This is a genomic window from Bradyrhizobium sp. STM 3561 (assembly GCF_045571455.1).
Classification (GTDB): Bacteria; Pseudomonadota; Alphaproteobacteria; order Rhizobiales; family Xanthobacteraceae; genus Bradyrhizobium; species Bradyrhizobium vignae.
The window spans coordinates 6,035,001-6,061,224 of the sequence record NZ_CP120695.1; the positions used below are offsets into that span (position 1 = coordinate 6,035,001).

At 62.8% G+C, this 26,224-nt stretch carries 22 protein-coding genes, 2 tRNA genes, 1 rRNA gene and 1 riboswitch; of the genes, 10 read left to right on the forward strand and 15 right to left on the reverse strand.

The window, feature by feature from the left end; all coding sequences use genetic code 11:
* Positions 1-143 precede the first annotated feature (143 nt).
* The 3 genes from P6U28_RS28640 to P6U28_RS28650 all read right to left on the reverse strand — a co-directional run bounded on the left by P6U28_RS28640 (position 144) and on the right by P6U28_RS28650 (position 2,008).
* Positions 144-219: transfer RNA gene (locus tag P6U28_RS28640), tRNA-Ala, on the reverse strand.
* A gap of 33 nt (positions 220-252) precedes the next feature.
* Positions 253-329 (reverse strand) — tRNA-Ile (locus P6U28_RS28645).
* 190 nt (positions 330-519) lie between these two features.
* Positions 520-2,008: ribosomal RNA gene (locus P6U28_RS28650) — 16S ribosomal RNA — on the reverse strand.
* A 1,005-nt stretch (positions 2,009-3,013) separates the two neighbouring features.
* Here P6U28_RS28650 and P6U28_RS28655 point away from each other — a divergent pair.
* Both P6U28_RS28655 and P6U28_RS28660 read left to right on the forward strand, forming a co-directional pair.
* A complete protein-coding gene (locus P6U28_RS28655) occupies positions 3,014-5,077 on the forward strand; it encodes a M23 family metallopeptidase (protein WP_122400803.1) in 2,064 nt (687 codons plus the stop codon).
* A gap of 135 nt (positions 5,078-5,212) precedes the next feature.
* The gene (locus P6U28_RS28660) at positions 5,213-5,575 is read left to right on the forward strand and encodes an SPW repeat protein (protein ID WP_122400802.1); all 363 of its coding nucleotides are present in this window, start codon (positions 5,213-5,215) and stop codon (positions 5,573-5,575) included.
* A 71-nt stretch (positions 5,576-5,646) separates the two neighbouring features.
* Here the strand turns inward: P6U28_RS28660 and P6U28_RS28665 are convergent, their stop codons facing one another.
* Complete coding sequence (locus tag P6U28_RS28665) at positions 5,647-6,060, reverse strand: hypothetical protein (protein WP_122400801.1); 414 nt, start codon at positions 6,058-6,060, stop codon at positions 5,647-5,649.
* Between the two features lie 242 nt (positions 6,061-6,302).
* Between P6U28_RS28665 and P6U28_RS28670 the strand changes: the two genes are divergently transcribed.
* Both P6U28_RS28670 and P6U28_RS28675 read left to right on the forward strand, forming a co-directional pair.
* Positions 6,303-7,922 (forward strand): hypothetical protein, encoded by a 1,620-nt coding sequence (locus tag P6U28_RS28670; RefSeq protein ID WP_407120300.1) that lies wholly within the window; start codon positions 6,303-6,305, stop codon positions 7,920-7,922.
* 53 nt (positions 7,923-7,975) lie between these two features.
* A complete protein-coding gene (locus P6U28_RS28675) occupies positions 7,976-8,272 on the forward strand; it encodes a hypothetical protein (RefSeq protein ID WP_244607856.1) in 297 nt (98 codons plus the stop codon).
* A 283-nt stretch (positions 8,273-8,555) separates the two neighbouring features.
* On the opposite strand, the gene P6U28_RS28680 is transcribed toward P6U28_RS28675, so the two are convergent.
* From P6U28_RS28680 to clpB, 4 genes are all read right to left on the reverse strand, one after another.
* Positions 8,556-9,485 (reverse strand): hypothetical protein, encoded by a 930-nt coding sequence (locus tag P6U28_RS28680; RefSeq protein WP_129145574.1) that lies wholly within the window; start codon positions 9,483-9,485, stop codon positions 8,556-8,558.
* 46 nt (positions 9,486-9,531) lie between these two features.
* Positions 9,532-10,260, reverse strand: coding sequence for a lysozyme (locus P6U28_RS28685; protein WP_197711526.1), 729 nt, complete (start codon positions 10,258-10,260; stop codon positions 9,532-9,534).
* An 11-nt stretch (positions 10,261-10,271) separates the two neighbouring features.
* On the reverse strand, positions 10,272-11,270 hold the full coding sequence (locus tag P6U28_RS28690) for a hypothetical protein (RefSeq protein WP_122400797.1): 999 nt from the start codon (positions 11,268-11,270) through the stop codon (positions 10,272-10,274).
* A 383-nt stretch (positions 11,271-11,653) separates the two neighbouring features.
* On the reverse strand, positions 11,654-14,293 hold the full coding sequence (gene clpB, locus P6U28_RS28695) for an ATP-dependent chaperone ClpB (protein ID WP_122400796.1): 2,640 nt from the start codon (positions 14,291-14,293) through the stop codon (positions 11,654-11,656).
* Between the two features lie 241 nt (positions 14,294-14,534).
* Between clpB and P6U28_RS28700 the strand changes: the two genes are divergently transcribed.
* Positions 14,535-15,323, forward strand: coding sequence for an MOSC domain-containing protein (locus P6U28_RS28700; protein ID WP_122400795.1), 789 nt, complete (start codon positions 14,535-14,537; stop codon positions 15,321-15,323).
* A 119-nt stretch (positions 15,324-15,442) separates the two neighbouring features.
* Here the strand turns inward: P6U28_RS28700 and P6U28_RS28705 are convergent, their stop codons facing one another.
* Positions 15,443-16,102, reverse strand: a complete 660-nt coding sequence (locus P6U28_RS28705; protein WP_122400794.1) for a TIGR02594 family protein — start codon at positions 16,100-16,102, stop codon at positions 15,443-15,445.
* 215 nt (positions 16,103-16,317) lie between these two features.
* On the opposite strand from P6U28_RS28705, the gene P6U28_RS28710 reads away from it, so the two are divergent.
* On the forward strand, positions 16,318-17,181 hold the full coding sequence (locus P6U28_RS28710; RefSeq protein ID WP_122400793.1) for an alpha/beta fold hydrolase: 864 nt from the start codon (positions 16,318-16,320) through the stop codon (positions 17,179-17,181).
* A gap of 77 nt (positions 17,182-17,258) precedes the next feature.
* Here P6U28_RS28710 and metW read toward each other — a convergent pair whose 3' ends face one another.
* The 3 genes from metW to P6U28_RS28725 form a co-directional block, all read right to left on the reverse strand.
* Positions 17,259-17,921 (reverse strand): methionine biosynthesis protein MetW, encoded by a 663-nt coding sequence (gene metW, locus P6U28_RS28715; protein WP_122400792.1) that lies wholly within the window; start codon positions 17,919-17,921, stop codon positions 17,259-17,261.
* Positions 17,922-17,923: 2 nt separating this feature from the next.
* Entirely contained in the window at positions 17,924-19,126 is a 1,203-nt protein-coding gene (locus P6U28_RS28720) for a homoserine O-acetyltransferase (RefSeq protein WP_122406366.1), read from the reverse strand.
* Between the two features lie 94 nt (positions 19,127-19,220).
* A riboswitch (SAM riboswitch) is annotated at positions 19,221-19,300 on the reverse strand.
* 4 nt (positions 19,301-19,304) lie between these two features.
* A complete protein-coding gene (locus P6U28_RS28725; RefSeq protein ID WP_122400791.1) occupies positions 19,305-19,523 on the reverse strand; it encodes a hypothetical protein in 219 nt (72 codons plus the stop codon).
* Here P6U28_RS28725 and P6U28_RS28730 point away from each other — a divergent pair.
* From P6U28_RS28730 to P6U28_RS28740, 3 genes are read left to right on the forward strand one after another with little or no spacing between them, the layout of a single operon-like run.
* The gene (locus tag P6U28_RS28730; RefSeq protein ID WP_407120301.1) at positions 19,522-20,370 is read left to right on the forward strand and encodes a chorismate mutase; all 849 of its coding nucleotides are present in this window, start codon (positions 19,522-19,524) and stop codon (positions 20,368-20,370) included. The two genes, P6U28_RS28725 and P6U28_RS28730, sit on opposite strands and share 2 nt — an antisense overlap.
* Positions 20,371-20,403: 33 nt before the next feature.
* Entirely contained in the window at positions 20,404-21,501 is a 1,098-nt protein-coding gene (gene hisC / locus P6U28_RS28735) for a histidinol-phosphate transaminase (RefSeq protein WP_122400789.1), read from the forward strand.
* Positions 21,498-22,433 (forward strand): prephenate/arogenate dehydrogenase family protein, encoded by a 936-nt coding sequence (locus P6U28_RS28740; RefSeq protein ID WP_122400788.1) that lies wholly within the window; start codon positions 21,498-21,500, stop codon positions 22,431-22,433. The genes hisC and P6U28_RS28740 overlap by 4 nt, the downstream gene beginning before the upstream one ends.
* Before the next feature lie 86 nt (positions 22,434-22,519).
* Here P6U28_RS28740 and P6U28_RS28745 read toward each other — a convergent pair whose 3' ends face one another.
* Complete coding sequence (locus P6U28_RS28745) at positions 22,520-23,704, reverse strand: DUF2125 domain-containing protein (RefSeq protein WP_122400787.1); 1,185 nt, start codon at positions 23,702-23,704, stop codon at positions 22,520-22,522.
* A gap of 110 nt (positions 23,705-23,814) precedes the next feature.
* Between P6U28_RS28745 and P6U28_RS28750 the strand changes: the two genes are divergently transcribed.
* Positions 23,815-24,426, forward strand: a complete 612-nt coding sequence (locus P6U28_RS28750; RefSeq protein ID WP_122406365.1) for a gamma-glutamylcyclotransferase — start codon at positions 23,815-23,817, stop codon at positions 24,424-24,426.
* Here P6U28_RS28750 and P6U28_RS28755 read toward each other — a convergent pair.
* Positions 24,423-25,196 carry a 1-acyl-sn-glycerol-3-phosphate acyltransferase gene (locus tag P6U28_RS28755; RefSeq protein WP_122406364.1) on the reverse strand — a complete coding sequence of 258 codons (774 nt, stop codon included), beginning with the start codon at positions 25,194-25,196 and terminating at the stop codon, positions 24,423-24,425. The genes P6U28_RS28750 and P6U28_RS28755 overlap by 4 nt on opposite strands.
* A 23-nt stretch (positions 25,197-25,219) precedes the next feature.
* Positions 25,220-25,924 (reverse strand): YdcF family protein, encoded by a 705-nt coding sequence (locus P6U28_RS28760; RefSeq protein ID WP_122400786.1) that lies wholly within the window; start codon positions 25,922-25,924, stop codon positions 25,220-25,222.
* Between the last annotated feature and the right edge of the window lie 300 nt (positions 25,925-26,224).

Below are 26,224 nucleotides of genomic sequence, written 5' to 3' on the forward strand. Positions count from 1 at the left end.
GCAACGATATGCTGCACGACCCAACTCGGATCGATCTCCTCTTTACGATGTCAGAAAACACGCAAACTGCTGTCTATCCAGACTAGCAGGATGCGAAGTGATGTTTCGCGGACGACGGTCAAGATCTCGGTGATCAAACCATCTGGTGGAGCCAGACGGGATCGAACCGACGACCTCATGCTTGCAAAGCACGCGCTCTCCCAGCTGAGCTATGGCCCCGTAACCAGAAGACGAATGCTCACTCGATGAAAGTGGTGGGCCTGGGAAGACTTGAACTTCCGACCTCACGCTTATCAAGCGCGCGCTCTAACCAACTGAGCTACAAGCCCCTAACGCACATCCCGTTAAGGACCCTGGATCCTGCCGTTGCAGGCCCAGCGCGTGTTCGTCCGCGAAGAAAGAGAAACGAAGACGGCGAAATCCCGCCAATGCAGCTCAACGATCTGGCGATCTGTTGGCCACTGATGTTTCTAAAACGATCCGATAGTGAGCGTGAGCTCGCTGAAGGATCATCCTTAGAAAGGAGGTGATCCAGCCGCAGGTTCCCCTACGGCTACCTTGTTACGACTTCACCCCAGTCGCTGACCCTACCGTGGCCGGCTGCCTCCCTTGCGGGTTAGCGCACCGTCTTCAGGTAAAACCAACTCCCATGGTGTGACGGGCGGTGTGTACAAGGCCCGGGAACGTATTCACCGTGGCGTGCTGATCCACGATTACTAGCGATTCCAACTTCATGGGCTCGAGTTGCAGAGCCCAATCCGAACTGAGACGGCTTTTTGAGATTTGCGAAGGGTCGCCCCTTAGCATCCCATTGTCACCGCCATTGTAGCACGTGTGTAGCCCAGCCCGTAAGGGCCATGAGGACTTGACGTCATCCCCACCTTCCTCGCGGCTTATCACCGGCAGTCTCCTTAGAGTGCTCAACTAAATGGTAGCAACTAAGGACGGGGGTTGCGCTCGTTGCGGGACTTAACCCAACATCTCACGACACGAGCTGACGACAGCCATGCAGCACCTGTGCTCCAGGCTCCGAAGAGAGGGTCACATCTCTGCGACCGGTCCTGGACATGTCAAGGGCTGGTAAGGTTCTGCGCGTTGCGTCGAATTAAACCACATGCTCCACCGCTTGTGCGGGCCCCCGTCAATTCCTTTGAGTTTTAATCTTGCGACCGTACTCCCCAGGCGGAATGCTTAAAGCGTTAGCTGCGCCACTAGTGAGTAAACCCACTAACGGCTGGCATTCATCGTTTACGGCGTGGACTACCAGGGTATCTAATCCTGTTTGCTCCCCACGCTTTCGTGCCTCAGCGTCAGTACCGGGCCAGTGAGCCGCCTTCGCCACTGGTGTTCTTGCGAATATCTACGAATTTCACCTCTACACTCGCAGTTCCACTCACCTCTCCCGGACTCAAGATCTTCAGTATCAAAGGCAGTTCTGGAGTTGAGCTCCAGGATTTCACCCCTGACTTAAAGACCCGCCTACGCACCCTTTACGCCCAGTGATTCCGAGCAACGCTAGCCCCCTTCGTATTACCGCGGCTGCTGGCACGAAGTTAGCCGGGGCTTATTCTTGCGGTACCGTCATTATCTTCCCGCACAAAAGAGCTTTACAACCCTAGGGCCTTCATCACTCACGCGGCATGGCTGGATCAGGCTTGCGCCCATTGTCCAATATTCCCCACTGCTGCCTCCCGTAGGAGTTTGGGCCGTGTCTCAGTCCCAATGTGGCTGATCATCCTCTCAGACCAGCTACTGATCGTCGCCTTGGTAGGCCATTACCCTACCAACTAGCTAATCAGACGCGGGCCGATCTTTCGGCGATAAATCTTTCCCCGTAAGGGCTTATCCGGTATTAGCCCAAGTTTCCCTGGGTTGTTCCGAACCAAAAGGTACGTTCCCACGCGTTACTCACCCGTCTGCCGCTGACGTATTGCTACGCCCGCTCGACTTGCATGTGTTAAGCCTGCCGCCAGCGTTCGCTCTGAGCCAGGATCAAACTCTCAAGTTGGACTTGAACTTTGAACCGGCTGATCACAACGTTTGACGAGGTCCCACCATTTTTCATCGGCCGAAGCCGAAGAGCTGCCTGCGATTCACATCGCTGGCAACGATGGTGTTTCCTTTAAACGTGTACCGCCGAAGTCTTTCGTCCGGTCTCGATCAGAAAAGCCGAGGCTTTTCAGAAGCGAGACCCGCAAGGACTCCGCCGTCCACGTTTCTCTTTCTTCATCTTCACTTGTCAAACAGCCCGGAACCGGAGAGGTCCCAACCTTCCGAGGAGGAAGGGTTCCGACACCCTTACCGACGATGAATGACTCCAACCGACTTGACGTCGATTGTTGTGTCACTCAACAAGGTGAGGAGCATCAGCGGCGCGTTCGCTCGCCTCGGTCAGTGACCCGGCGGCGCCGCGCTCAGTGGTTGGGGTTATAGGCCCCACCTTCCGGGCTGTCAACGCCAATCGTCAACAAATCGTCGCACAGTGGATCATCGAAAAAATTCCAGCGATTCCAGTCGATTAGAGCGTCAACGGGCGCACGGACGGTGACCGCGCCGCAAAAAATCTCAAAAAAAATTTGCGCCCTAGGGAGCTCCGGAGGGGCTCCAGGGGGTCTCCGGAAGCGGCTCTGGGCGCCCCCCCCGGGCAGCCTCCGGCGCCCCCCGTTTCAGGAAACTTTTTCCATATTTGGCGCCGTACTTGAGCCACAATCCCGCGGCGTTCTGGTAAGAGACAAGCTTGAATCGCTGGGATGCCTGTGGGGGCTGCCGGCGATTTTCATGGGGTCAGAGGAAGGCGATCTTGCAGATGACGCAACCTTCTTCGGACATTCGAGAGACATCGAGAGACCTTTTTCCGTTTAGCTGTTCGTAATTTCGGCCGGCCCGTCATCGGGGCCTTCTGACCGCGAACGCCTATGCGGCTTGCCGTTTTCCCGCGATACGCCTCGAAGAGGGCGACCGGGAAGAGGCTCGAGACAGGGGGCTTTTGGGTCGTTGAATCGGGGGACTTGGGTTGAACCACAGGACGTCACGCGGCGCTTACGGGCGTGAGACCGGGATCATCGATCTCGGCCACGAGCCGCCGCTGTCCGTCGATGGTTCTGAAGCCGCCGTGATCGACCGCCGCCGCGTCTCGGTGCAATGGTTCAGCGGGACAATCTTGACCGGACTCTGCGGCGCGGCCCTGATCGGCGGCGCCGTTTTCGCGTCGCTCGACGGCGAAATGACCTTCGCCAAGGTGCCGGAGCGGGTCGAAGGCGCGCTGCGGGGTGCATTCGGCGCCGCCGATCGCGCCGCCACGCTGCACAAGAGCGACCGCCTGCCGCCGCCGAGCGAATCCACGGCTTCGCGCAACGTCATGCGGGTTTCGACGGTCGCCCGCGTCGGCAACCGTGACGTGATGCGCGTGCGTCCCTTCGTCCGGATCGCAGGCAACCTGTCGATGACGACGAGCGACCTGTCGGCGAAGATCCCGCCGTTCAACGCCCAGCGCCTGCTCACCGATGTCGGTTCCGATCCGAAGACGGCCTCCGACGATCCCAACAATCCGGAAGCCGTCGAGCCCGACGCGGAAGTGTCCTTCGTGACCAAGGACCTGTCGCCGGTGCTGCCGAAGGCCAAGATTTCCGCGGTGGTGGCGCTCGACGACATCCTGATGCGGGTGCGCGATGCCGCCAACTGGCGCGGCAATGGCGGGGTGCGCTACGCCTCGCTCGCCAATGCCACAGCCGACGTCTCCGGTGCGACCGGTCCCTCCGACATCAAGATGGCCTACGCCACCGAGGTGTCGCCGTCCGACCCCTATGCGGGCTTCGAGACGCGCGTGGTGCCGGAAAACGTCACGCTGCTGCCGAAGACCAAGGAGCAGATCACCGGCGGCAATCCCAACGGCGAACGCGTCCACATCGTCAAGAAGGGCGACAGCGTCGCCTCCGTGCTGCGCGATCTCGGCGCCAATGCCGACGAGATCAAGGCGATCACCGCAACGCTCGGACCGCGCGGCCGCGACGGCGGCCTCAAGGAAGGCGAGAAGCTCCGCATTCTGATGGCGCCCGCAAGCCCGGGCGCCCGCTTGCAGCCCTATCGCGTCGTGGTTGCAAACGACACCATGGTGGAAGCGATCGCGGCACTGTCCGATCTCGGCAAATACGTCGCGGTCGACGTCTCCAGCATGAACACCGTCGCCGATACTGCGGCGAGCGCCAGCAGCGACGACGAGGACGATGACGACGGCTCCGGCGTGCGGCTCTACCAGAGCATCTACGAGACCGCGATGCGCAACAAGGTCCCGATGCCCGTCATCGAGGACATGATCAAGATCTATTCCTACGACGTCGATTTCCAGCGCAAGGTGCAGCCGGGCGATTCCTTCGACGTTTTCTACGCCGGTGAAGACGAGGGCGTGACCGCGACCGAAAAGAACGACGTGCTGTTCGCTTCCCTCACGGTCGGCGGTGAGACCAAGAAATACTACCGCTATCAGAGCCCCGACGACGGCGTCGTCGACTACTATGACGAGACCGGCAAGAGCGCGAAGAAGTTCCTGGTCAGGAAGCCCGTCAACAACGCCATCATGCGCTCCGGCTTTGGCGGCCGCCGCCATCCGATTCTGGGTTATGTGAAGATGCACACCGGCGTCGACTGGGCCACCGCCTACGGCACGCCGATCTTCGCCTCCGGCAACGGCGTGATCGAGAAGGCCGGCACCGAGGGCGGCTACGGCAAATATATCCGCATCAAGCACAACAACGGCTACGAGACCGCCTACGGCCATATGTCGGCCTTCGCCAAGGGCATGGAAGCCGGCAAGAAGGTCCGGCAGGGCCAGGTGATCGGCTTCGTCGGCTCGTCCGGCCTGTCGACCGGTCCACACGTCCATTACGAGATCCTGGTCAACGGCCGCTTCGTCGACCCGATGCGCGTGAAGCTGCCGCGCGGCCGTTCGCTGGAAGGCCCGATGCTGGCAAGCTTCGAGAAGGAGCGCGACCGGCTCGACGGCATGATGAGCGGCCGGAGCGGCGCCATCGCCCGGATGTCGGACGCGACCGGCGGGCCGTTGCAGGTCACCAACCGGTAAATCGGTCGAGGCCGGCCTCGTGGCCGGGCTGGCCGCGCTTCCCATCATTCAATTTGGCTGGAACCGCAGGGAACACGCTGGGGAATGGCCCAGTTGTTGTGTTGCATGAGGGGGCCGAGCTCACGGAGGAATGTCATGGAGAACTGGACGAACGCAAAATGGTGCGACGTCGCGAACCTGATCCTCGGCGCATTCCTGTTCGTCTCGCCCTGGATTTTCGGTTTCGATGCCGGACCGGCCTCTCAGAACGCGTATGTCGCGGGCATCGTGATTGCGATCCTGGCCGTCGCAGCGCTCGCAGCCTTCGCGGTGTGGGAGGAGTGGCTCAACCTGATCGTCGGCCTTTGGACGCTCATTGCGCCCTGGGTGCTCGGGTTCCAGGGTGCCAAGACGGCAATGACCGTTCACGTCGTGGTCGGCATTCTGGTCGCCGTTCTTGCTGCGGTCGAGATCTGGATGATGTCCCAGAACCCGCCGCGGCTGACGACGAGCCGATAACAGTCAACGCCCATCCGCCCCACTCCGTGGGCGGGTGGGGCATCAGCTCGACCGCGATCTGCGCGCTGGCGTCAGGAAAGCACCGACGCCCGCACGATCACGAAGACGATTCCAATCGCTGTCGGCCCAAATGAGACGGCGGCCAGCGGCAACAGGACGTCGATCGCGGCGTGCGAACCGTGAAGCTTCGCGCCCCAGACCCTGAATTCGCCGGCTTCCCAATCATGCAGCGACGTCGGCCCCAAATGCCGTTCGTACGGCATTTGATATCGCCTCCAGACACGCGAAATGATCCATGGCAGCAGGATCGCGACCACGAACAGCAGCGTGACCAAGGCGAGGGAAAGGCTGACATCACTGCGACGGTCAAACAGTGCCCACGCCATGAGCGCGAACCATGCGACGAGGCCGACTGCCGCCCCGTAGATCTTGGGATGAAGTTCGTCGAAGATGGGATGATTGGTGGCGACGAGATCTCGTTTCATGACGATATCCTGCGCTGGCTGCGAAGCAGGCTTCGGCGGCGAGCGGCACCGACGGCTCTCGTTAAAGCCCGGACGGAGCTGCTGTGAGCATCAGGTAAAGCCGGCAATCAGCGAACATTTTCAGAGGTGCGATGGCATGAGACGCCGTAGGGCCGCACCGCCTTGCCGCACTACAACGTGAAGTTTCGTTTGCCAAAGCCGCGTGACGGGCGAATACTTTCCCGAAAATGGGAGGTCACGCCATGAAAACCAGGCTCGCCTGCGCAGCCGTCGCCGCTGCGCTTTTCGCCGCCACGAGTGCATCGGCCGACAGCTGGGAGGTCACCCGGCTCGTTGCCGGCTCGGCGTTCCACGGCGTGCACGGGCTCGGAATCGACAAAGCCGGCCATCTGTTCGCCGGCAGCGTCGCGGGCGCAGCGCTCTACGAGGTCGACATTGCGGGCGGCACCGCCAAGGTTGCAATCCCAGCTCCAGTCGGAATGGCCGACGACATCGCGTTCGCGCCTGATGGCACCATGGCCTGGACCGGCTTCCTCGCGGGAGATCTCTATGCGCGCAAGGGCGACGGACCGATCAAGAAGCTTGCGAGCGGCCTTCCCGGCATCAACTCGCTCGCCTTCCGCAAGGACGGCAGGCTCTACGCCACCACCGTCTTCCTCGGCGATGCGCTCTACGAGATCGACGTCGAGGGCGTCAAACCGCCCCGCCAGATCATGGAGAAGATGGGCGGCCTCAACGGCTTCGAGTTCGGTGCCGACGACAAGCTCTACGGTCCGCTCTGGTTCAAGGGACAGGTCGCCAAGGTCGACGTCGACAAGGCCGAGCTGACCGTCGTCGCCGACGGCTTCAAGGTCCCGGCGGCGGTGAACTTCGATTCCAAGGGCAACCTCTTCGTGGTCGACACCGCGCTCGGCCAGCTGGTCCGGGTCGACCCCAAATCGGGTGCCAAGACCATGGTCGCGCAGCTGAAGCCGTCCCTGGACAATCTGGCCATCGACGACAAGGACCGCATCTACGTCTCCAACATGGCCGACAACGGAATCCAGGAGGTCGACCCGGCGACCGGCCAGGCCAAGCAGATCATCATCGGCAAGCTCGCCCTGCCCGGCGGCATCGGCGTCACATCAGATAACGGCAAGGATACCATCCATGTCGCCGACGTGTTCGCCTATCGCACCGTGGACGGGGCGACCGGCGAGGTCACCGAGAAGGCGCGCATGCACGCTGCCGGCGTCGCGCTCGAGTATCCGATGAGCGCGACGGCGAACGGCAACGACGTCGTCCTGTCGAGCTGGTTCACCGGCACGGTGCAGGTGATCGACGGCAAGACCGGCGCCACGCGCGAGATGCTGCACGACTTCAAGGCGCCGCATGACGCGGTCGTGCTCGCGGACGGCAGCATTCTGGTGGCCGAGCTCGGCACCAAGTCACTGGTCAAGGTGAGCGGCGAGCACGGCAAGGATCGCAGCACGCTGATCGGCGCGCTCGAAGGTCCGGTCGGCCTCGTTCGCGGGGCGACTGACGAGGTCTACGTTACCGAAGCCTTTGCCGGCCTCGTCTCCAGGATCGACAGCAATGGCGAAAAGACCGTGGTCGCCAAGGAGCTGAAAATGCCTGAAGGCATCGCGCGCACCGGCGACGGCAAGCTGATCGTGGCGGAGGTCGGCGCCAAGCGGCTGATCGAGATCGCACCGGACAGCGGCAAGATCACCGAGATCGCCGCCAATCTTCCGATCGGCCTGACCGGTGCCCCCGGCGGCTTGCCGACGCATATCCCCACCGGTGTCGCTGTCGGCGCGACGGGCGCGATCTACTTCAGCTCGGATATCGAGAACGCGATCTACAAGGTGGTGAAAAAATAGCATCCGCCGGACCAGACCCTGACCGCGGAACCCGCGCTCGGGTTCCCCGTTAGATGCTGACGGAAGCCGACCAGCAGGAGGATCGCCCCATGACGCGCCTCTCACGCGACGATGTCGTCAAGGCCGTGGATCGGGCCGACGACGTCACCATTGCCCAGATCATCGGGACCGGCGCGACCGTCGAGGAACTCGCCGAAGCCCAGGCTTGGCTCGCCAACGACGAGCCGATGATCAACGATTTGCGCCCACTGGCGCAGGGCCGGGTCCGCGAGCTGGTGGATATTTTGTCGGAGCTTGAGGAGGAGGAGGAGGACGGCATCGAGCCGGGGCCGGCCGCTACAGGCGGGTGATAGCAGGCAAGCTGGAGAAGTTCTCCAGGATCAGGTGCCTCTCGGGGCCGAGCAACGAAGTCATTATCGACGAAGCCTTTCCCGGCGCCGCGTCCAGGATCGACCTAATTCTGCGCACCACTTACAGCGCCATGATGCACTGCCAGATCGAGGGGATCACCGCTGCACAATCGCCGCCTAAACTAGACGATCAATTTCACGAACTCGCCTTCCAGCTGTTGGCAACTGAGCAATCGCGGATAAAGTTGCGCGGGCCGTGCCGCTGAGGAAAAGTCCGAAAGACTTAAACCAAAGCACCGTCCCGGATCACCAGCGACACATGCGGCAACCTTGTGTTGTTGCTGTTAGGAAATCTATCTCCGAGATGTTCTTTAATACTGTCAATCAACGCAGTTACGCGCGCCCAGCTGTCGGAAAATAGCAGATTGGTACCCGCACTGATCACATTCGAAGTCAAGTTTATACAACCAGTGCTCATTAGATAACCGGCTGCGCAGTGAATGAGAATTCCAGACCGGGAACCGGTCTCCTCAACTCCAATGCAAGGCCACGGTCTCATCCTAATATTCGCAGGCCTTGCGTAACCAATCGTCTTGTACTTGTTCGTAGCCCCGCTTGCGTGCGTGAAGAGCGGATAAATTCCGGCTGCTATGCGGCGATGTCTAGCGACTCCCGTCGATCCATTATCATCTGGTCCTTGCCGTTCCACCGCCATCCCAAAAACGTCCGCGATCGGGGCACGATTGAAATAAGCCTGATAGCGCGAAACCGTTCGGTCGAAGCCCATGCCCGGTCTTCGCTCGGTCCTGATGCGATCGAGACAAAGCACGTAGCCATCGAGATCGGGAGCGTTTGGAACGACGGTCGGCGGAGGCTCAACGAGCGCCGGAGCTTTGGGTGGCGAAATCCTGATTGTGAAAAGATTGCCGGCTTCCGGGATTACCGTAAAGGTCGAGCCGCTTCCCTTGAAAACGGCCACCTCCTCATCAACTGCGGCTTGGCTCAATCCAGTAAGCTCGAATGGAGCGCTGTTATCGGCAACGGCCGACGTCGCGCCCGGAATGATCATTCCTTCTGGATATGTAGCTCGTACAGTGAACAAACCACCCGACTCTCTAATGATTTCAATCGTTGGGCTGTCGATGCCAAGATCAATTGCGCGTTGGTCAGCTTCGGCCTTGGTGAGCCCAGGAATTTCGACCACCGGCAACATCGTCAATCTCCTTCGTTCAATGATGATGCTTCGATCAAACGCCAAATCAGTCGGGAATGCCGTCGTAATTCTTGTCCGGTATGCTCTGGAATAACAATGCCTCGCATGCACGGCGACGCGTCAGTCCGGGCAGCTCCTTGCCCTTCGCTTTATTCCAACGCTTGAATTCTTGCGCTGCGCCCGCGTAATCCTTGGCATTCAACTTCTTCAATAGGGTTGAGCCTTTCAGGCTCGGTGCTCCCACATTGAATGCGAATGAAACCAGGGCATCAAACTGATCCTGATTGATCGGTACCGTAACCATACTGTTTACGGCTCGAACGAATACCTGCATGTCGTTCTGGAATTCTGCGTCGCACTCCTGCTGGGTCCAAATGTCACCTACTTTAAAAGTGCGGCCGTTATCGTTCGTGTGCCCCCAGCCGATGGTCAAGACCTGAACCGGATCGAAGTAAGCCTGGAAGCCTGTAGGTACGGCACGCATGCAACTCTCGAACGCCTTGATGAGTGCTATCCCCTTTTCTCCGAGTTGTTTTGTCTTCCTATTCTTGGGAGCTGGCGGCGGCGGAGCGACATGCTCCCCCGGTGGCCTAGGTTCTTCGTCGGGCATTGCGCTCGGAATGTGTACATCATCTGGATAGGTGGCGCGGACGGTAAATGTCCCGTCACCCGGCTCGATGATTTCAACCGGAACGCTGTCGATCATAAAATCTTCTGCGCGTTGCTCGGCTTCAACCCGCGTTGTCAATCCCGGAACTTCAACGACCTGCGACATTGCCACCCCCGCTATTGAATGAACTTCGCCAGCGACCCGTCGGCACAGGGACTCCCTGAGGAACGAGAGACGATGCACGCAGAAATTCTTCGACGTAGTCCCGAGAATTCGGGCCGAGTCACAATCACGCCGATTGCGATTTTGTCGCTGCCAAGCAGTCTTCCGATATACGCCTTCAGCTCTGGATCAATCGTCTTCGCCCCGTTGGGGAATAGCAACGAGCGCAAATCAATGTAGCTCGCATCGCTTGCCGGTTTGGTGATCCGCACGGTCGCCGCCGTACTGACTGTACGGGCATCAACCATTGGATGAGCAGCAGCCTGCTCGAGCGCAACCGTCCCACCTCTTTCAAACAGCTTGACGGTCGTATTAATTTGCGTCTCGATCGTCATAGGCATGCAGAGGCGCAGATATTGCCGCAGCGCGTAAATCGCGGCAGGTCTATTGTCGATCACTACTGGAAGCGTTTCGCGATACTTTTGTTGCCGCGTGAGAACGACCGATTGCACAGTTGATTTTTCGACTTCGAAGATGAAGCGGCTGTTGAAATTTGTGAACGCATGGGAAGCCAGGCCGAAGGCTGCGCCCACGACGGCAATGGCCTTGGTCGGATCAGCGGCCGTAGCTCCGAGGATTAGGAGAGTTGCCGCTTCCGTGTCCAAGATCTGCTGATGAATTGGTCCAACCCAACGGCGTTTATTGTCTAGCCAGGTGAGATACGCGTCGCAGCGGCGATCGATGTCATTCATGCCAGCCTGAACGAAGATCTGCCAATTCCTGCTGACGGGCGGCTCACGACAGAAAAGAATTTCCCCCCTCTCCTCGTATGAAAGTCCTGCCTGTTGGCAGATATATCCGACATATATTTCCTGAAGACGCGCCTGATTCACAGTTTCCGGTGCATAGAGCTCAGTTCCGACCCCCTCGTTCGTATAGCGCCAATCAAGGGTATCGCAGCCGCCCAAAAACAGCGCCAGCGCAACGCAACTCGCAACGATACCCGTACGCATCGCACGCCCCCAAAAAATTCCTTTCGGGTTATGGCGAGCCGCCCTGTGTCCAAGAAGCACGCTCTCACGCGAACAATGTCCCGCGCAGGCCGTGCTTCGCCACAACCCCTCAAATATTGGATAGGGAGTGTGCCGAGCCTCGATCAAATTGTTCAAGCAGATTCATGCACGCTCAGAGAGAAAGCGCAATGCGTGTTCTATTTATAACACACTGCTCCAGCATGCGCTGTAGTGACGCACCCGGTGGTTGTGCTATTTGTCGTGCATAGAGTGCAGCACCGGACCGCCTCGTCGCCTGAAGCACAACGCTCGCCTCATGATATGAAAAAACCTCCCCGCATAGCGGGGAGGTTTGGACAGGTTCGCTGCCACGTTAGGCGTGCTCAGTTCAACTTCCGCTTCGGCACCGGCGCCTCGAACTGCGTGATCTCCGCGGTCTGCGGTGCCTTGCCGTTGAAGGTCAGCACGTTGCCTTCGGAGGAGATCGCGACCGTGTCGCCATCCCTGACGTCGCCGGCGAGGATCATCTCGGCGAGCGGGTCCTGGAGGTAGCGCTGGATCACCCGCTTCAAGGGCCGTGCGCCGTAAGCGGGGTCCCAGCCCTTGGCGGCGAGCCAGTCGCGGCCAGGGGCATCGAGCGTCAGCACGATCTTGCGATCGGTCAAGAGCTTCTGCAGCCGCGCGAACTGGATCTCGACGATCCGGCCCATCTCGCTCTTCTGCAAGCGGTGGAACAGGATGATCTCGTCGACGCGGTTGAGGAATTCGGGGCGGAAATGCGCCCGCACCATTCCCATCACCTGCTCGCGCACCGCCGAGGTATCCTCGCCCTCCGGCTGGTTCACCAGGAATTCCGAACCGAGATTCGAGGTCATGATGATCAGCGTGTTGCGGAAGTCGACGGTGCGGCCCTGGCCGTCGGTCAGACGGCCATCGTCGAGCACCTGCAGCAGGACGTTGAAGACGTCAGGGTGCGCCTTCTCGATCTCATCGAACAGCACCACCTGGTAAGGCCGGCGCCGCACCGCCTCGGTGAGCGCACCGCCCTCGTCATAGCCGACATAACCCGGAGGCGCGCCGATCAGCCGCGAGACCGAGTGCTTCTCCATGTATTCGGACATGTCGAGCCGGACCATCGCGGTCTCGTCGTTGAACAGATACTCCGCGAGAGCCTTGGTCAGCTCGGTCTTGCCGACGCCGGTCGGCCCCAAGAACATGAACGAGCCGGTGGGGCGGTTCGGGTCCTGCAGGCCTGCGCGCGAGCGGCGCACGGCGGTTGCGACCGCACGCACGGCCTCGGCCTGGCCGACGACCCGCTTGCCGAGCTGCTCCTCCATCTTCAGGAGCTTCTCCTTCTCGCCTTCCAGCATCTTGTCGACGGGCACGCCGGTCCAGCGCGAGACCACCTGCGCGATGTGGTTGGCGGTGACCGCCTCCTCCATCATCTCGCCGGCGTTCTCCTTGGCCTCGATTTCCGACAGCTTCTTCTCGAGCTCCGGGATCCGCCCATAAGCCAGCTCGCCGGCCTTCTGGAATTCGCCGCGCCGCTGAGCGTTGGCAAGCTCGACACGCAGGCCGTCGAGCTCGGCCTTCAGCTTCTGGGCGTTGGAGAGCTTGTCCTTTTCCGCGCTCCAGCGCGCCGTCAGCGCCGCCGACTTTTCTTCCAGCTCGGCCAGCTCCTTCTCGAGTGCTTCGAGCCGGGTCTTGGAACCGGGATCGCTTTCCTTCTTCAGCGCCTCTTGCTCGATCTTGAGCCGGATGATCTCACGATCCAGCGAATCCAGCTCTTCCGGCTTGGAATCGACCTGCATCTTCAGCCGCGCCGCGGCCTCGTCCATCAGGTCGATCGCCTTGTCGGGGAGGAAGCGGTCGGTGATGTAGCGGTTGGACAGCGTCGCGGACGCCACCAGCGCGGAATCTGCGATCCGCACGCCATGGTGCTGCTCATACTTGTCCTTGAGGCCGCGCAGGATCGAGATGGTGTCCTCGACCGAGGGCTCGCTGACGAAGATCGGCTGGAAACGCCGCGCCAGCGCCGCGTCCTTCTCGACGTGCTTCTGGTATTCGTCGAGCGTGGTCGCGCCGATGCAGTGCAGCTCGCCGCGGGCAAGCGCCGGCTTGAGCAGGTTGGAGGCGTCCATCGCGCCATCGCCCTTGCCGGCACCGATCAGCGTGTGCATCTCGTCAATGAAGAGAATGAAGGTGCCCTCGCTCCCGGTCACCTCCTGGAGCACCGCCTTCAGCCGCTCCTCGAACTCGCCGCGGTATTTTGCACCGGCGATCAGCGCACCGAGGTCGAGCGCCAGCAGCTTCTTGTCCTTCAGGCTCTCCGGCACGTCGCCATTGACGATGCGCAGCGCGAGGCCTTCTGCGATGGCAGTCTTGCCGACGCCGGGCTCGCCGATCAGGACGGGATTGTTCTTGGTCCTTCGCGACAGCACCTGGATGGTGCGGCGGATCTCCTCGTCGCGGCCGATGACCGGATCGAGCTTGCCGTCGCGCGCGGCCTGGGTCAGGTCGCGGGCATATTTCTTCAGGGCATCATAGGCGTTCTCGGCGGTCGCGGAATCCGCAGTCCGGCCCTTGCGCAGCGCCTCGATCGCGGCATTGAGGTTTTGCGGGGTGACGCCGCCCTTGGCGAGGATGGTGCCGGCCTCGCTGGTCTTCTCCAGCGTCAGCCCGAGCAGCAGCCGCTCGACGGTGACGAAGCTGTCGCCGGCCTTCTCGCCGGCCTTTTCGGCGGCATCGAAGGTGCGGGCGAGCTCGGGCGCCAGATAGATCTGCCCGGCGCCGGCGCCGGAAACCTTCGGCACCTTCTTAAGGGCGTCCTCGGTCGCCTTCAGAATGGCACGGGAATTACCCCCAGCGCGGTCGATCAGACCGGCCGCGAGGCCCTCATTGTCGTCCAGGAGGACTTTCAGGACGTGCAGGGTGGAAAACTGCTGATGCCCCTCGCGCATCGCCAGCGACTGCGCCGACTGGATGAAGCCCCTGGAGCGTTCGGTATACTTCTCGATATTCATCTTTTCTGTCCCTCGGCCTGCCCTTGGGGCCCTCTCAGGCACCCCAATACGGCATCTTCATTGGGTTTCCGCTTACCGCATTGAGGTTTCTCAAGCAGCAAACGGCCGTCTCTTGCCGGCGTTGCCGCCGGCCTGACGCAGATGTGGGAAGCGGCTTGCGGATGCGAAAGAGGCGGCTTCACAATTTCGTGCGCACGTGGGCGGGCTTGGCGGTGGCGGGCCGAATCCCTTAAGTAGCAGCATGACAGCCAGCCATACTGCCGAGATCACCGGCCTCTATCGCTACCCGATCAAGGGCCTGACCCCGGAACGCCTGTCGCGCGCCCCGCTGCGGGTCGGCCAGACCCTGCCGGCCGACCGCCGCTACGCCATCGAAAACGGCCCGAGCGGGTTCGACCCTGACGCTCCCGAATGGAAGCCGAAAATCCAGTTCCTGATGCTGGCGCGCAATGAGCGGCTGGCCGAGCTCGACAGCCGGTTCGACGACGCCACCAATGTGTTGACCATCCGCAAGGACGGCCAAATCGTCGCCAGCGGCGATCTCGAGACCACCACCGGACGCGCCGCCATCGAGGCTTATTTTACTGAGAACTTCCAGCCCGAGTTGAAGGGCCCGCCCAAGGTTCTGTCCGGCCGCGACCACAGCTTCTCTGACGTCGCCCGCAAGGTCGTCTCCATCATCAATCTCGGCAGCGTTCGCGCGATCGAGACCATGCTCGGCGGCGCCGCCGTGCATCCCCTGCGCTTCCGCGCCAATCTCTACGTCAAGGGCTGGCCGGCCTGGTCAGAGCTCGATCTCGTCGGCCAGACGCTTGCGATCGGGCAGGCCCGGCTGAAGGTGATCAAGCGCATCGTCCGCTGCCCGGCCACCAATGTCGATCCTGAGACCGCCAAGCGCGATCTCGAAATTCCGCCCACGCTCTCGCGCCATCTCGGCCACATGGACTGCGGCATCTACGCCGAGGTGATCGCAGACGGTGACGTCGGCGTCGGTGACGCCGTCCAGGTGGAAGAGCCGAAGCTGCTGTGAGCCAACGCTGTCTTCACGCACTCCGTCATTGCGAGGAGCGAAGCACGAAGCAAATCCAGAGTATTTCCGCGGAGGGATTCTGGATTGCTTCGCTTCGCTCGCAATGAGGGTGACGAGCCTCAATTCGGCATCACATACGCGTAAATCCGGCCGCGCGAGACCGGCGCTTCGCGGACGCGGTTGCCGTTGTTGCCGGAGATCATGATCGGATTGCCCTGCGCGTCGATGCCGGTGATGATGCCGACATGGCCGCCGCGGCGGCCGCGCGACATCACCGCGATGGCGCCGACCTGCGGGCCTGAGACGCGCGTGCCGTAACGAGCGAACGAGCTCGCCATATCGGAGCCGGTGCCCTTATGTCCGGTATGCTCCAGCACCATGTTCATGAAGCGCGCGCACCAGAGACTGCCGCGCCCGGTCGGATTGCCGCCGAGATAGCGGCGCGCCTCGGACACGAGGCCCGATCCGCCGGCCAAGCCGCCGCTCGCAGCCATGCTGTCATTGCCCGTGCCGCCGCCGTTGGCATTCGGATTGTAGCTGGCCTGCGTGTCGGCGAAGCCGCCCGCCTGCAACTGCGCGGCGCTGCGCTCGAAGCGCGAGCCGCGTGCATGATGGCGGTGGTGATGATGCCTGGCGTGGTGCACGTAAGCGTGCCGCTCTGCGCTATGACGATGATGTGGCCGGGCCGAGGCCGGAGAAACGAACGCGGCAACCGCCGCGAAGAAAAACGCCAGCGCGACAACACACCGCGACAGGCGGAACGCAAACAACTCGACCATACGTCATCCTTCGTTACACCCCACTTCCCGTCGGCCCGTGCGGTGGCCGACATCCGGCGGGCCGTAAAGCTTCCGGATGTGGCGAGAAAAAGACGCCACGCCCGGGCGAATGGCTGCGATGATTGTGTATCGGGACTGGCCTGATGCTGCCGCATTGCGGACAACTGCGTTAACTGCGATCCTGCAAACGCGGCTTGAAGAGAGGGAAACAGTTAATGCCCCACGCCACGACCAGGGACGACGTTCGCATCTATTTCGAAGAGGCGGGTCAGGGAACGCCGATACTTTTTCTGCACGAGTTCGCGGCCGACTACACCAATTGGGAGCCGCAGATGCGCTACTTCTCGCGCGGCCACCGCTGCATCACCTATTCGGCGCGCGGCTACACGCCGTCGGACGTGCCCGACGGCGAGGTCTACACCTACACGCATTTCTACACCGATGCGCTTGCGGTGCTCGATCACCTCGGCATCGAACGCGCACATCTGGTCGGGCTGTCGATGGGTGCCTACTCATCGCTGCAGATCGGATTGAACACGCCGCAACGCGCGCTGTCGATGACGCTGGCCGGGGTCGGCTCCGGCTCGGAGCTCGAGAACCTGGAAGCCTGGCGCAAGCAGTGCCGCGCCAATGCCGAGCAGTTCGAGACGCTGGGCTCCGCCGAGGTCGCGAAAGTCACGCGCGAGGCGCCGAGCCGGATTCCGTTCCTGGTGAAGGACCCGCGCGGCCACGCGGATTTCTATGCCGCCCTGGCGCGGCACGATGCCAAGGGATCGGCGCGCACCATGCGGGGCTTCCAGGGCGGCCGCCCCTCGATCTACACGATGACGGATGCGATCGCGAAGGTGTCGACGCCCGCGCTGATCATCTGCGGCGACGAGGACGATCCCTGCATCGGGCCGAGCCTGTTCCTGAAGAAGCACCTGCCCGCAGCGGGCCTCGCGATGTTTCCGAAATCCGGCCACGTGCTCAATCTCGAGGAGCCGGCGTTGTTCAACAAGAGCGTCGAGCGGTTCGTCACGCTGGTTGAGGCGGGCCGCTGGCCGGTGCGGGACCCGAGGTCGCTGGCCGCGCATTGAGGCAGTGGCTCACCACACGCGTCGCAATGACGGAGGATAGATCTCGACTCCTCAACTCATGGAGCGCGGATGGACAGCTACTTCCCTCCACCCCGGCTCAGCAGAAACACGCCTTGCTCGCCGAACATGTTCCACACCCACCAGGGCAGGTTCAGCGGCACGGGGCGGCCGTGGAGATCGAGCGCGATCGAGCGCTCCATCTTGACGTTGATCTCGTCGCAGAGCTGCACGAAATCCTTGATTGTGCAGAAATGGATGTTGGCGGTGTCGTACCAGGTCGCCGGCAGATTCTCCGTGCGCGGCATGTGGCCGCCGATCAGGAGCTGGAGCCGCATCTTCCAGAAGCCGAAATTCGGGAACGACACGATGGCGCGGCGGCCGATGCGCAACAGGTTCTCCAGCACGACCTTCGGCTGCCGCGTCGCTTGCAGCGTCTGCGACAGAATCACATAGTCGAAAGCGTCGTCGGGATAGTTGACGAGGTCGGTGTCGGCATCGCCCTGCACCACCGCAAGCCCCTTGGCGACGCAGCGATTGACGCCCTCACGCGACAGCTCGATGCCGCGGCCGTCGATGCCGCGGGTTTCCAGCAGCTGGAGCAGATCACCGTCGCCGCAGCCGACGTCGAGCACTTTGGAGCCCGGCTTGACCATCTCGGCGACCAGCAGGTGGTCGGCACGAAACTGGCCGGACGGCGCGGTCGCAACGCGGTTCAGAGGCAGCACTTGCTGGACGGACATTGCTAGCGGTCCTTGAGGCTGACCCCGCGGGCCTTGCCTGCCGATTGCAGGAAGGCGCGGGAGATGTCGAAAAATTCGGGCACGTCGAGCAGGAAGGCATCATGGCCGCGATCGGTCTCGATCTCGGCGAACGACACCCGCGCGCTCGAAGCGTTCAACGCATGCACCAGCGCGCGCGATTCCGAGGTCGGGAACAGCCAGTCGCTGGTGAAGGAGACCACGCAGAAGCGGGTCTTGATGTCGGCGAAGGCCTTGGCCAGCACGCCGCCGTGATCGGCGGCGATGTCGAAATAGTCCATCGCGCGCGTCAAATAGAGATAGGAGTTGGCATCGAAGCGCTCGACGAAGGACGAGCCCTGGTAGCGCAGATAGCTTTCGACCTGGAAGTCGGCGTCGAACGAGAAGGTCGGCAGCTCGCGGTCCTGCATGCGCCGGCCGAACTTGCGGTGCAGCGCCGCATCCGAAAGATAGGTGATGTGCGCCGCCATCCGCGCCACCGCGAGCCCGCGATGCGGATGGATGCCGCGGTCGGCATAGCCGCCACCGTGCCAGTCGGGGTCGGCCATCACGGCCTGGCGGCCGAGTTCGTGGAAGGCGATGTTCTGCGCAGAGTGCCGCGTCGCGCAGGCAATCGCCAACGCGGAGAACACGCGAGCAGGATATGCCGCGGTCCATTGCAGCACCTGCATGCCGCCCATCGAGCCGCCGACGACGGCAAACAGCGTGTCGATGCCGAGCCGGTCGATCAGCATCGCCTGCGCCCGCACCATGTCGGGGATGGTGATGACAGGGAAATCCAGGCCCCAGACCTTGCCGGTCGCGGGATTGATCGACGCCGGCCCGGTCGAGCCCATGCAGCCGCCGATCACGTTGGAGCAGATGATGAAGTAGTGCTTGGGATCGATGGGTCGGCCGGGGCCGACCAGCGTCTCCCACCAGCCGGGCTTGCCGGTGACGGGATGCACATTGGCGACATGCTGGTCGCCGGTCAGCGCATGGCAGATCAGCACGGCGTTGGAGCGATCGGCGTTGAGCTCGCCATAGGTCTGGTAGGCGATCTGGAACGGGGAGAGGTCGACGCCGCAATCGAGCCGCAGCGGCTGCTCGGTGCCGAAATGCGCGACTTGCGAGCTTGGATGATCCACCTCGTGCGACCGTTCGTCGGCGCTGATCGCAGGACTCGGTATCGACTTGACGCTACCCATCTCGGACATCGACCTCGTTTGCGACTGGCTACTAGACCGCGCCGCTGACATCAGGCCATGAAAAACCCGGCCTGAACGATAGGTTCGGCCGGGATCGGAAGCGTCCCCGGCCTGTTTAGCGAATTTTTTAACGTGGCTGCAAGCCGGCCGGCTCAAATGACCACGGAACAGGCAAAAGCTACCGTCTCGGGCCGTTTTCGTCAAGTCGCGGCCCGGATCGAGCCAATTCGCCTCTTGCGCCGTGAACGGAAAGGGCCGTCATTTCTCTTTGCTTTCGTCGGCCCGACTGCCTAATCAGGACATTGATCGCAGCGGTGACGGCCTTACCAATTGTCTTGCCGATCCGCACCGGAACGTCCTTCAACAGCCCAAGCTCTTCAACAATCAAGTCAGACATGACCCAACGTCCGCCCGCGCCACCATCGCTCCAGGAACTGCGCAAGGAGATCGACGCGATCGACGAGGGCATGCATCGCCTGCTGATGCAGCGCGGCGACATCATCGACCGCCTGATCCAGGTGAAGCAGACCCAGGAGGTCGGCTCGGCGTTTCGGCCTGCGCGCGAGGCCGACATGATGCGCCACCTCGTGCAGCGCCATCGCGGCATCCTGCCGCTCGACACCGTCGAGAGCATCTGGCGCGTCATCATCTCGACGTTCACCTATGTGCAGGCGCCATTCTCCGTGCATGCCGACGTCTCGGTGAGCGAGCCGGCGATGCGCGATTCCGCGCGCTTCCATTTTGGCTTCACGGTGCCTTACGTCGCGCATTTCAGCGCGCAAGCCGCGGTCGAGGTGGTCGCGAGATCCAAGGGCGACCTGGCGCTGGTCTCGGCCACCTCCAGCCGCACACCATGGTGGCTGGAGCTCGAAGCGGAAGGCGCACCGAAGATCATCGCGCGGCTGCCTTTCGTCGAGCGTGCCGATCATCCGGCGGCAATGCCGGTGTTCGCAGTCTCGCGCGTCGCCGACAGCGCCCTGGTGACGGAGGTCGAGACCTTCAGCGTACGTGTCTCCGGGTGGAACGCCGAGGTCGCGCGCGCCCTGTCGCCGCTCGCCGAGATCGTGGCGGTGCCCGATACCGCCTTTGACGGCGCGGCGCTGCTGGTCTCGGTCACCAGCGCGACCAGCATCGACAAAATCAGGGCTGCCCTGATCGAGGCGGGGGCCTCGGTGCGCTCCACGGCCCTCGTCGGCAGCCACGCAACGCGCTATACGGTGCCCCCGACCGGGGCGAAATCGTAAATCGCGAGCAGCCCAGCCTATCCGGAGTCCAAGATGTCCCGCCCCGTGCCGAATCCCGGCATTCTCGATATTGCGCCCTACACGCCCGGCAAGAGCCCGGTGCCTGAGCCGGGCCGCAAGGTGTTCAAGCTCTCGGCCAACGAGACGCCGTTCGGGCCCTCGCCGAAGGCAATCGCGGCCTTCAAGCACGTGGCGGATCATCTCGAAGACTATCCGGAAGGCACCTCGCGCGTGCTGCGCGAGGCGATCGGCCGCTCGTTTGGGCTCGATCCCAACCGCATCATCTGCGGGGCCGGCTCCGACGAGATCCTCAATCTGCTCGCGCACACCTATCTCAGCCAGGGCGACGAGGCGATCTCCACCACGCACGGCTTCCTGGTCTACCCGATCGCGACCATGGCGAACGGGGCCAAGAATATCGTTGCGCCCGAAACGAACTTCACTGCCGACGTCGATGCCATTCTCAAGGCGGTCACGCCGCGCACAAAGCTGGTCTGGCTCGCCAACCCCAACAACCCGACCGGCACCTATCTGCCGTTCGACGAGGTCAAGCGGCTGCGCGCCGGCCTGCCCTCGCACGTGCTCTTGGTGCTCGACGCCGCCTATTGCGACTATGTCTCGCGCAACGATTACGAGATGGGCATCGAGCTGGTCGCCACCACCGAGAACACCGTGGTGACGCACACCTTCTCCAAGATCCACGGCTTGGCCGCGCTGCGCATCGGCTGGATGTTCGGGCCCGAGCACATCATCGATGCGGTCAACCGCATCCGGGGTCCCTTCAACGTGTCGACGCCGGCGATGTACGCCGCGGTCGCCGCGATCGAGGACACCGCGCACCAGGCGATGTCGAAGCAGTTCACCGAGACCTGGCGCAACTGGCTGACCGAGGAGATCGGCAAGCTCGGGCTGAAGGTGACGCCGAGCGTCGCCAATTTCGTGCTGATCCATTTCCCGACCGACAAGGGCAAGACCGCTGATGACGCCGACGCCTTCCTGACCAAGCGGGGCCTCGTGCTGCGCGGGCTAAAGAACTACGGCCTGCCGCATGCGCTGCGCATGACCATCGGCACCGAGGAGGCCAACCGCCTCGTGGTCGAGGGCTTGCGCGACTTCATGGGCGGCAAATGAGCACGACGGCGCACTTCCAGCGCGTCGCGCTGATCGGCTTCGGCCTGATCGGCGGCTCGATCGCGCGCGCCGCGAAGCTTCAGGGCCTGGCCGGCGAGATCGTCACCACCGCGCGCTCGGAAAAGACGCGCGCGCGGGTTGCCGAGCTCGGCATCGTCGATCAGGTCGTTGCGACCAATGCGGAGGCGGTGAAGGATGCCGATCTCGTCATCCTCTGCATTCCCGTCGGCGCCTGCGGACCTGTCGCTCAGGAGATCGCCGCGCATCTGAAGTCGGGAGCGATCATCTCCGACGTCGGCTCGGTCAAGGGAGCGGTGGTCAGGGACATGGCACCGCACCTGCCGCAGGGCGTTCATTTCGTGCCGGCGCATCCGGTGGCGGGCACCGAGCATTCGGGCCCGGATTCCGGCTTCGCCGAGCTCTTCATCAACCGCTGGTGCATCCTGACGCCACCTGATGGCACCGACGCGGCGGCGACCGATCGCCTGCGCGCCTTCTGGGCCGCGATGGGCGCCAAGGTCGAGGTGATGACGCCGGATCATCATGATCTCGTGCTCGCGATCACCAGCCATCTGCCGCATCTGATCGCCTACACCATCGTCGGCACCGCCGACGAGCTGGCGCAGGTGACGGAATCCGAGGTGATCAAATTCTCTGCCGGCGGTTTTCGCGATTTCACCCGCATCGCGGCGTCCGACCCGACGATGTGGCGCGACGTGTTCCTCGCCAACAAGGAAGCAGTGCTGGAGATGCTCGGCACCTTCACCGAGGATCTCGCAAAGCTGACCCGCGCGATCCGGCGCGGCGACGGCGAGGCGCTGTTCGATCACTTCACCCGTACCCGCGCCATCCGCCGCGGCATCGTCGAGATCGGCCAGGATTCGGCGGCGCCGGACTTCGGCCGGCCGCATGCGGCGCTGAAGAAGCCGTGAGCGCTTAGCCCGGATGGATGGAGCGCAGCGCAATCCGGGGGTTCTTCGATACGGCCGGCGCTGTCCCGGATTACGCTACCGCGCAGTCAATACAGCGGCGGGATCTGGCCGACCTTGACCGGGCCGAGCAGCACGGCGCCGTCGACGAATTTCAGCGGGAAGCTCCGCGCCTTCTTGCCTTCAAGCGTGCTCTCGGTGCCGATCGAATTGATGCCGGCAGCAACGCCGGCATTGGCGTTCTGCTTGATGACCTTGCCGAGGCCGGGAACGGCGCGGTCGAGCGCGCCGAACAGATTGTTGAGGTCCTGCGACTTCACGCCGGGCGCGACACGGTCGAGCGTCGCCTGCGGCACGCCTTCCTCCAGCATCTTCTCGATGCCGAGCGCCGGGATCACGCGCTCGAGGCCGGCCACCGTCATCCGCAATTCGCCGTCGAGTCGACCATTGGCCGAGAGGCCGAGCGTGCCGGCCGCAACCGCGATCATCTCGCCCTGCTGGATCCGCGACTGGACGATCTCGATGTGACCGCCGGCAGCCTGGATCTCGCGGAAGCGCTGCGGCCAGGGCTTTGGCGTGAGGTCGGAGAGGCCGGTGATCTTGGCGCGGGTGTCCGCCTCGAACGGCTCGGCAAGCAGCGGATGCACGCCCTGGATGCTGCCTTGCGCGACATGGAGCACGGTCTCGATCACAGGATGATCCGACGGCGATCCGTCGGCGAGGCGGCCGTGCAGCTCGACCTGCTTGGCGCGCGCAAGCGGCACCTGCACGCTGCCATCGAGACGGTTGAGGCTGGGATCGTCGAACACGATGGAAGCACGGTCCGGCACGGCCGGCAGGCCGGCCACGCTGGCGCGGCCCTTGCTCCAATTCACCACGAAGGTGTTTTGCGTCACCCCGTCGATGAGCGTCGCAGGCGCGGAGAATTCGGCTATGACGCGCTTGGGGTCGTAGACCTGGGCGACGACCAGGATGTTGTCGAGCTTCGCCGTGAACGGCGTCTTGCTCGCATTTTGCGAGACCAGGGCGACGCTCGCGCCGGAGCACTGGACCTCGAAGCGGAATGGGAAACCCGCGATCGAGCGCTTGGCGCAATCATAGATGCGGCCGGATTTGGCTTCCTGCGCCCGCCAGGCGTCTGCGGCGATTTCGGCTTGCGACGCGGCGTAGAACCAGAAGCAACTCCAGGCGACGGCGAGGATCAGCAGGAGAACGGGTGCGATGAAAAGGCCCCAACGGGAGCGGCGGCCTGTGGCAACGGTCATATCGGACATGCGGCGACCCTTTGGCCCCAGATTCAGGCAAATGTAAGCGGGGCCGGCCCCCGACGAAAGACGGAGAATTCGCTTCGCTTCGGAACATGGTTCTGGTAGCCGTTCCCGAAATGTCCGAAATCTCCCTCCCCTCCGTCACCACCGCCAAGGGCGACCTCTGGGTGTTCGGCTACGGCTCGCTGATGTGGCGGCCGGGCTTCGACTTCGAGGAACGCGTCCCGGCGCGGCTGGTCGGCGAGCATCGGGCGCTCTGCGTCTATTCCTTCGTGCACCGCGGCACGCCGGAGAAGCCGGGCCTGGTGCTCGGGCTCGACCGCGGCGGCGCCTGCCGCGGCATCGCCTTTCGCGTCGCCGAGAAGAACCGCGCCGATGTCGTCGCTTATTTGCGCGCGCGCGAGCAGGTCACGTCGGTCTATCGCGAGGTGATGCGCTCGGTATGGTTGGAGAACGATGCGCGGCAGCGCGTCTCCGCGCTCGCCTACGTCGTCGACCGCGGTCATGTGCAATATGCCGGCCGTCTGTCGCTCGCCGAGCAGCACCGCCATGTCATCCAGGGCCACGGCCAGTCCGGCGCCAACCGCGACTACGTCACCGCGACGGTGAAGGCGATCGAGGCCGAAGGCTTTCGCGACGCGCAGCTGCATCAGCTTGCATTGATGCTGCATGGTGATGCGCATTCGCCGCACGCGCCGGCTCCGAACGAAGACAGCGAAAGTCGCTAGCCGCTGGTCGGCGCGTAGCTTGGCGCGCTACCGATCAACTGCTCCTGCTCTTTCCGCCCCGCTTCGACGAGACGCCCGGTCGCGTCCTCGATGACCGTTTGCACGCGGGAGAGAAATTCGTCCTTCGGCAGACCCGGCGGCAACGGTTCGAGAAACTCCACCACGAGCGTGCCCGGATAGCGCATGAAGGTGCGACGCGGCCAGAACAGGCCGGAATTGAGCGCGATCGGCAGGCACGGCACGCCGCAGGACGAATAGATCTGTGCAAAGCCGGTCTTGTAGTCGGGCGGCGCGCCGGGAGCACGGCGCGTGCCCTCCGGAAAGATCACGAGCTGGCGGCCGCTGCGTACCGCCTCGCGCGCCCGCCGCGTCATGTCCAGAAGCGCCTTCACGCCGGCATTGCGGTCGATTGCGATCATCCCGGTCTTGACCAGGAATTGACCGAACACCGGGATCTGCATGAGCTGGCGCTTGAGGATGAAGATCGGCCGGTTGAAGAAACCCGGCAGCACGAACGTCTCCCAGAAGGACTGATGCTTCGCCACGATCAAGAGCGGACCTTCCGGGATGTTCTCGACACCGCGGAATTCCACCTTGATGTTGCAAACCACCCGCATCAAGACCAGCGTTGCCTTGGCCCACCATTCCGCCACCGTCAGCATCGCGCGCGGCGGCAATGCGAAGGTCGGCAGTGCCACGATCGCAAGGCAAACAAGCACGGCGTAGAACAGCACGTTGAACACGAGCGAGCGCAGGAAAATCAGAAACATCGACGGTCCGATCAATTTGCCAGTCAATTGGCCTGGGCGGTGGCGGGCCGCCTCGGTTGCTGACCCGCAGGCTGCTCCGACATCTCGGGCGAAAGGTCAATCCCGAAATCCTCCAGCCGGACCCTGAGCTCGGCCGCGATGTACTTGACATATTCGGACAGGAGCAGGCGCAGCGTCGAACCCGAGGTCCACCACGGCTCCTCGCGCCATTTGTCGCCGACCACCGCAAAGGGGATCAGCGTCGTCTGTGGCATCGCGTGCGAGAATTCCACCAGCGCGCGCGGCATGTGATAGTTGGAGGTGACCACGATCAAAGATGTAAATCGGCGCTCATGCGCCCATCGCCGCGCCTCGGCCGCGTTGCCGCGGGTCGAGAGCGCGGTGCGGTCGAGATCGACGCAGCAGGTCATGAAGGATTGGTTCTCCGGCAAGGTCCGGGAGATGTCGCTCGCCGTCGAGGTCGGATGCACGCCGGAGATCAGGAGCCGCCTGCCGTAGCCGGCAGCCAGCAGCTCCATGGCGTCCGATACCCGTGAGGAGCCGCCGGTCAGCACCACGATGCCGTCTGCCTTGCGGTCCGGCACCATCTCGGCGCCGCGCAATTGCGACAGGAACGCAATGAAGCCCGCCGCCGCGCCGACGAAGGCGAGCGCGATCGTCGACACGATTGTCGCGCGCAGCCAGCCGCGCGGCAGTTTCGGCGATCGATCGTCGGTCGGCGAGGTCATGCGATGTCGGTGATCCCTTCCCTGAGTAATTTTATGACGTTTTGAGGCGAAGTGGAGTCCGGTTTGAAAGGCTTATCAATGCTACGAAACTGTCAGGCCGAAAAGTCGATTCACCCTCTCCCCTTGTAGGGCCTTGTGGGAGAGGGTGGCTCGTCGCGACAGCGGCGAGACGGGTGAGGGTTCTCTCCGCGCATTCACCTCAGCATTTGTACGCTTGGACAGAACCCCTCATCCAGCGCCATAGCCGAAGCTTCGCTGCGGCGTTCTCGAGAACGGAGGCCGAAGGCCTCCTATGCCACC

Bases quoted from the DNA above. Each gene is read 5' to 3' on its own strand.
- P6U28_RS28755 (WP_122406364.1), bottom strand. From the start codon at position 25,196: ATGTTTCTGATTTTCCTGCGCTCGCTCGTGTTCAACGTGCTGTTCTAC.
- P6U28_RS28670 (WP_407120300.1), top strand. From the start codon at position 6,303: ATGAAAACCAGGCTCGCCTGCGCAGCCGTCGCCGCTGCGCTTTTCGCC.
- P6U28_RS28685 (WP_197711526.1), bottom strand. From the start codon at position 10,260: ATGTCGCAGGTCGTTGAAGTTCCGGGATTGACAACGCGGGTTGAAGCC.
- P6U28_RS28730 (WP_407120301.1), top strand. From the start codon at position 19,522: ATGACCCAACGTCCGCCCGCGCCACCATCGCTCCAGGAACTGCGCAAG.
- P6U28_RS28665 (WP_122400801.1), bottom strand. From the start codon at position 6,060: ATGAAACGAGATCTCGTCGCCACCAATCATCCCATCTTCGACGAACTT.
- P6U28_RS28745 (WP_122400787.1), bottom strand. From the start codon at position 23,704: ATGTCCGATATGACCGTTGCCACAGGCCGCCGCTCCCGTTGGGGCCTT.
- P6U28_RS28760 (WP_122400786.1), bottom strand. From the start codon at position 25,924: ATGACCTCGCCGACCGACGATCGATCGCCGAAACTGCCGCGCGGCTGG.
- P6U28_RS28750 (WP_122406365.1), top strand. From the start codon at position 23,815: ATGTCCGAAATCTCCCTCCCCTCCGTCACCACCGCCAAGGGCGACCTC.
- P6U28_RS28680 (WP_129145574.1), bottom strand. From the start codon at position 9,485: ATGTTGCCGGTGGTCGAAATTCCTGGGCTCACCAAGGCCGAAGCTGAC.
- P6U28_RS28660 (WP_122400802.1), top strand. From the start codon at position 5,213: ATGGAGAACTGGACGAACGCAAAATGGTGCGACGTCGCGAACCTGATC.
- metW (WP_122400792.1), bottom strand. From the start codon at position 17,921: ATGTCCGTCCAGCAAGTGCTGCCTCTGAACCGCGTTGCGACCGCGCCG.
- hisC (WP_122400789.1), top strand. From the start codon at position 20,404: ATGTCCCGCCCCGTGCCGAATCCCGGCATTCTCGATATTGCGCCCTAC.
- P6U28_RS28675 (WP_244607856.1), top strand. From the start codon at position 7,976: ATGCTGACGGAAGCCGACCAGCAGGAGGATCGCCCCATGACGCGCCTC.
- P6U28_RS28690 (WP_122400797.1), bottom strand. From the start codon at position 11,270: ATGCGTACGGGTATCGTTGCGAGTTGCGTTGCGCTGGCGCTGTTTTTG.
- P6U28_RS28710 (WP_122400793.1), top strand. From the start codon at position 16,318: ATGCCCCACGCCACGACCAGGGACGACGTTCGCATCTATTTCGAAGAG.
- P6U28_RS28705 (WP_122400794.1), bottom strand. From the start codon at position 16,102: ATGGTCGAGTTGTTTGCGTTCCGCCTGTCGCGGTGTGTTGTCGCGCTG.
- P6U28_RS28740 (WP_122400788.1), top strand. From the start codon at position 21,498: ATGAGCACGACGGCGCACTTCCAGCGCGTCGCGCTGATCGGCTTCGGC.
- clpB (WP_122400796.1), bottom strand. From the start codon at position 14,293: ATGAATATCGAGAAGTATACCGAACGCTCCAGGGGCTTCATCCAGTCG.
- P6U28_RS28725 (WP_122400791.1), bottom strand. From the start codon at position 19,523: ATGTCTGACTTGATTGTTGAAGAGCTTGGGCTGTTGAAGGACGTTCCG.
- P6U28_RS28700 (WP_122400795.1), top strand. From the start codon at position 14,535: ATGACAGCCAGCCATACTGCCGAGATCACCGGCCTCTATCGCTACCCG.
- P6U28_RS28720 (WP_122406366.1), bottom strand. From the start codon at position 19,126: ATGGGTAGCGTCAAGTCGATACCGAGTCCTGCGATCAGCGCCGACGAA.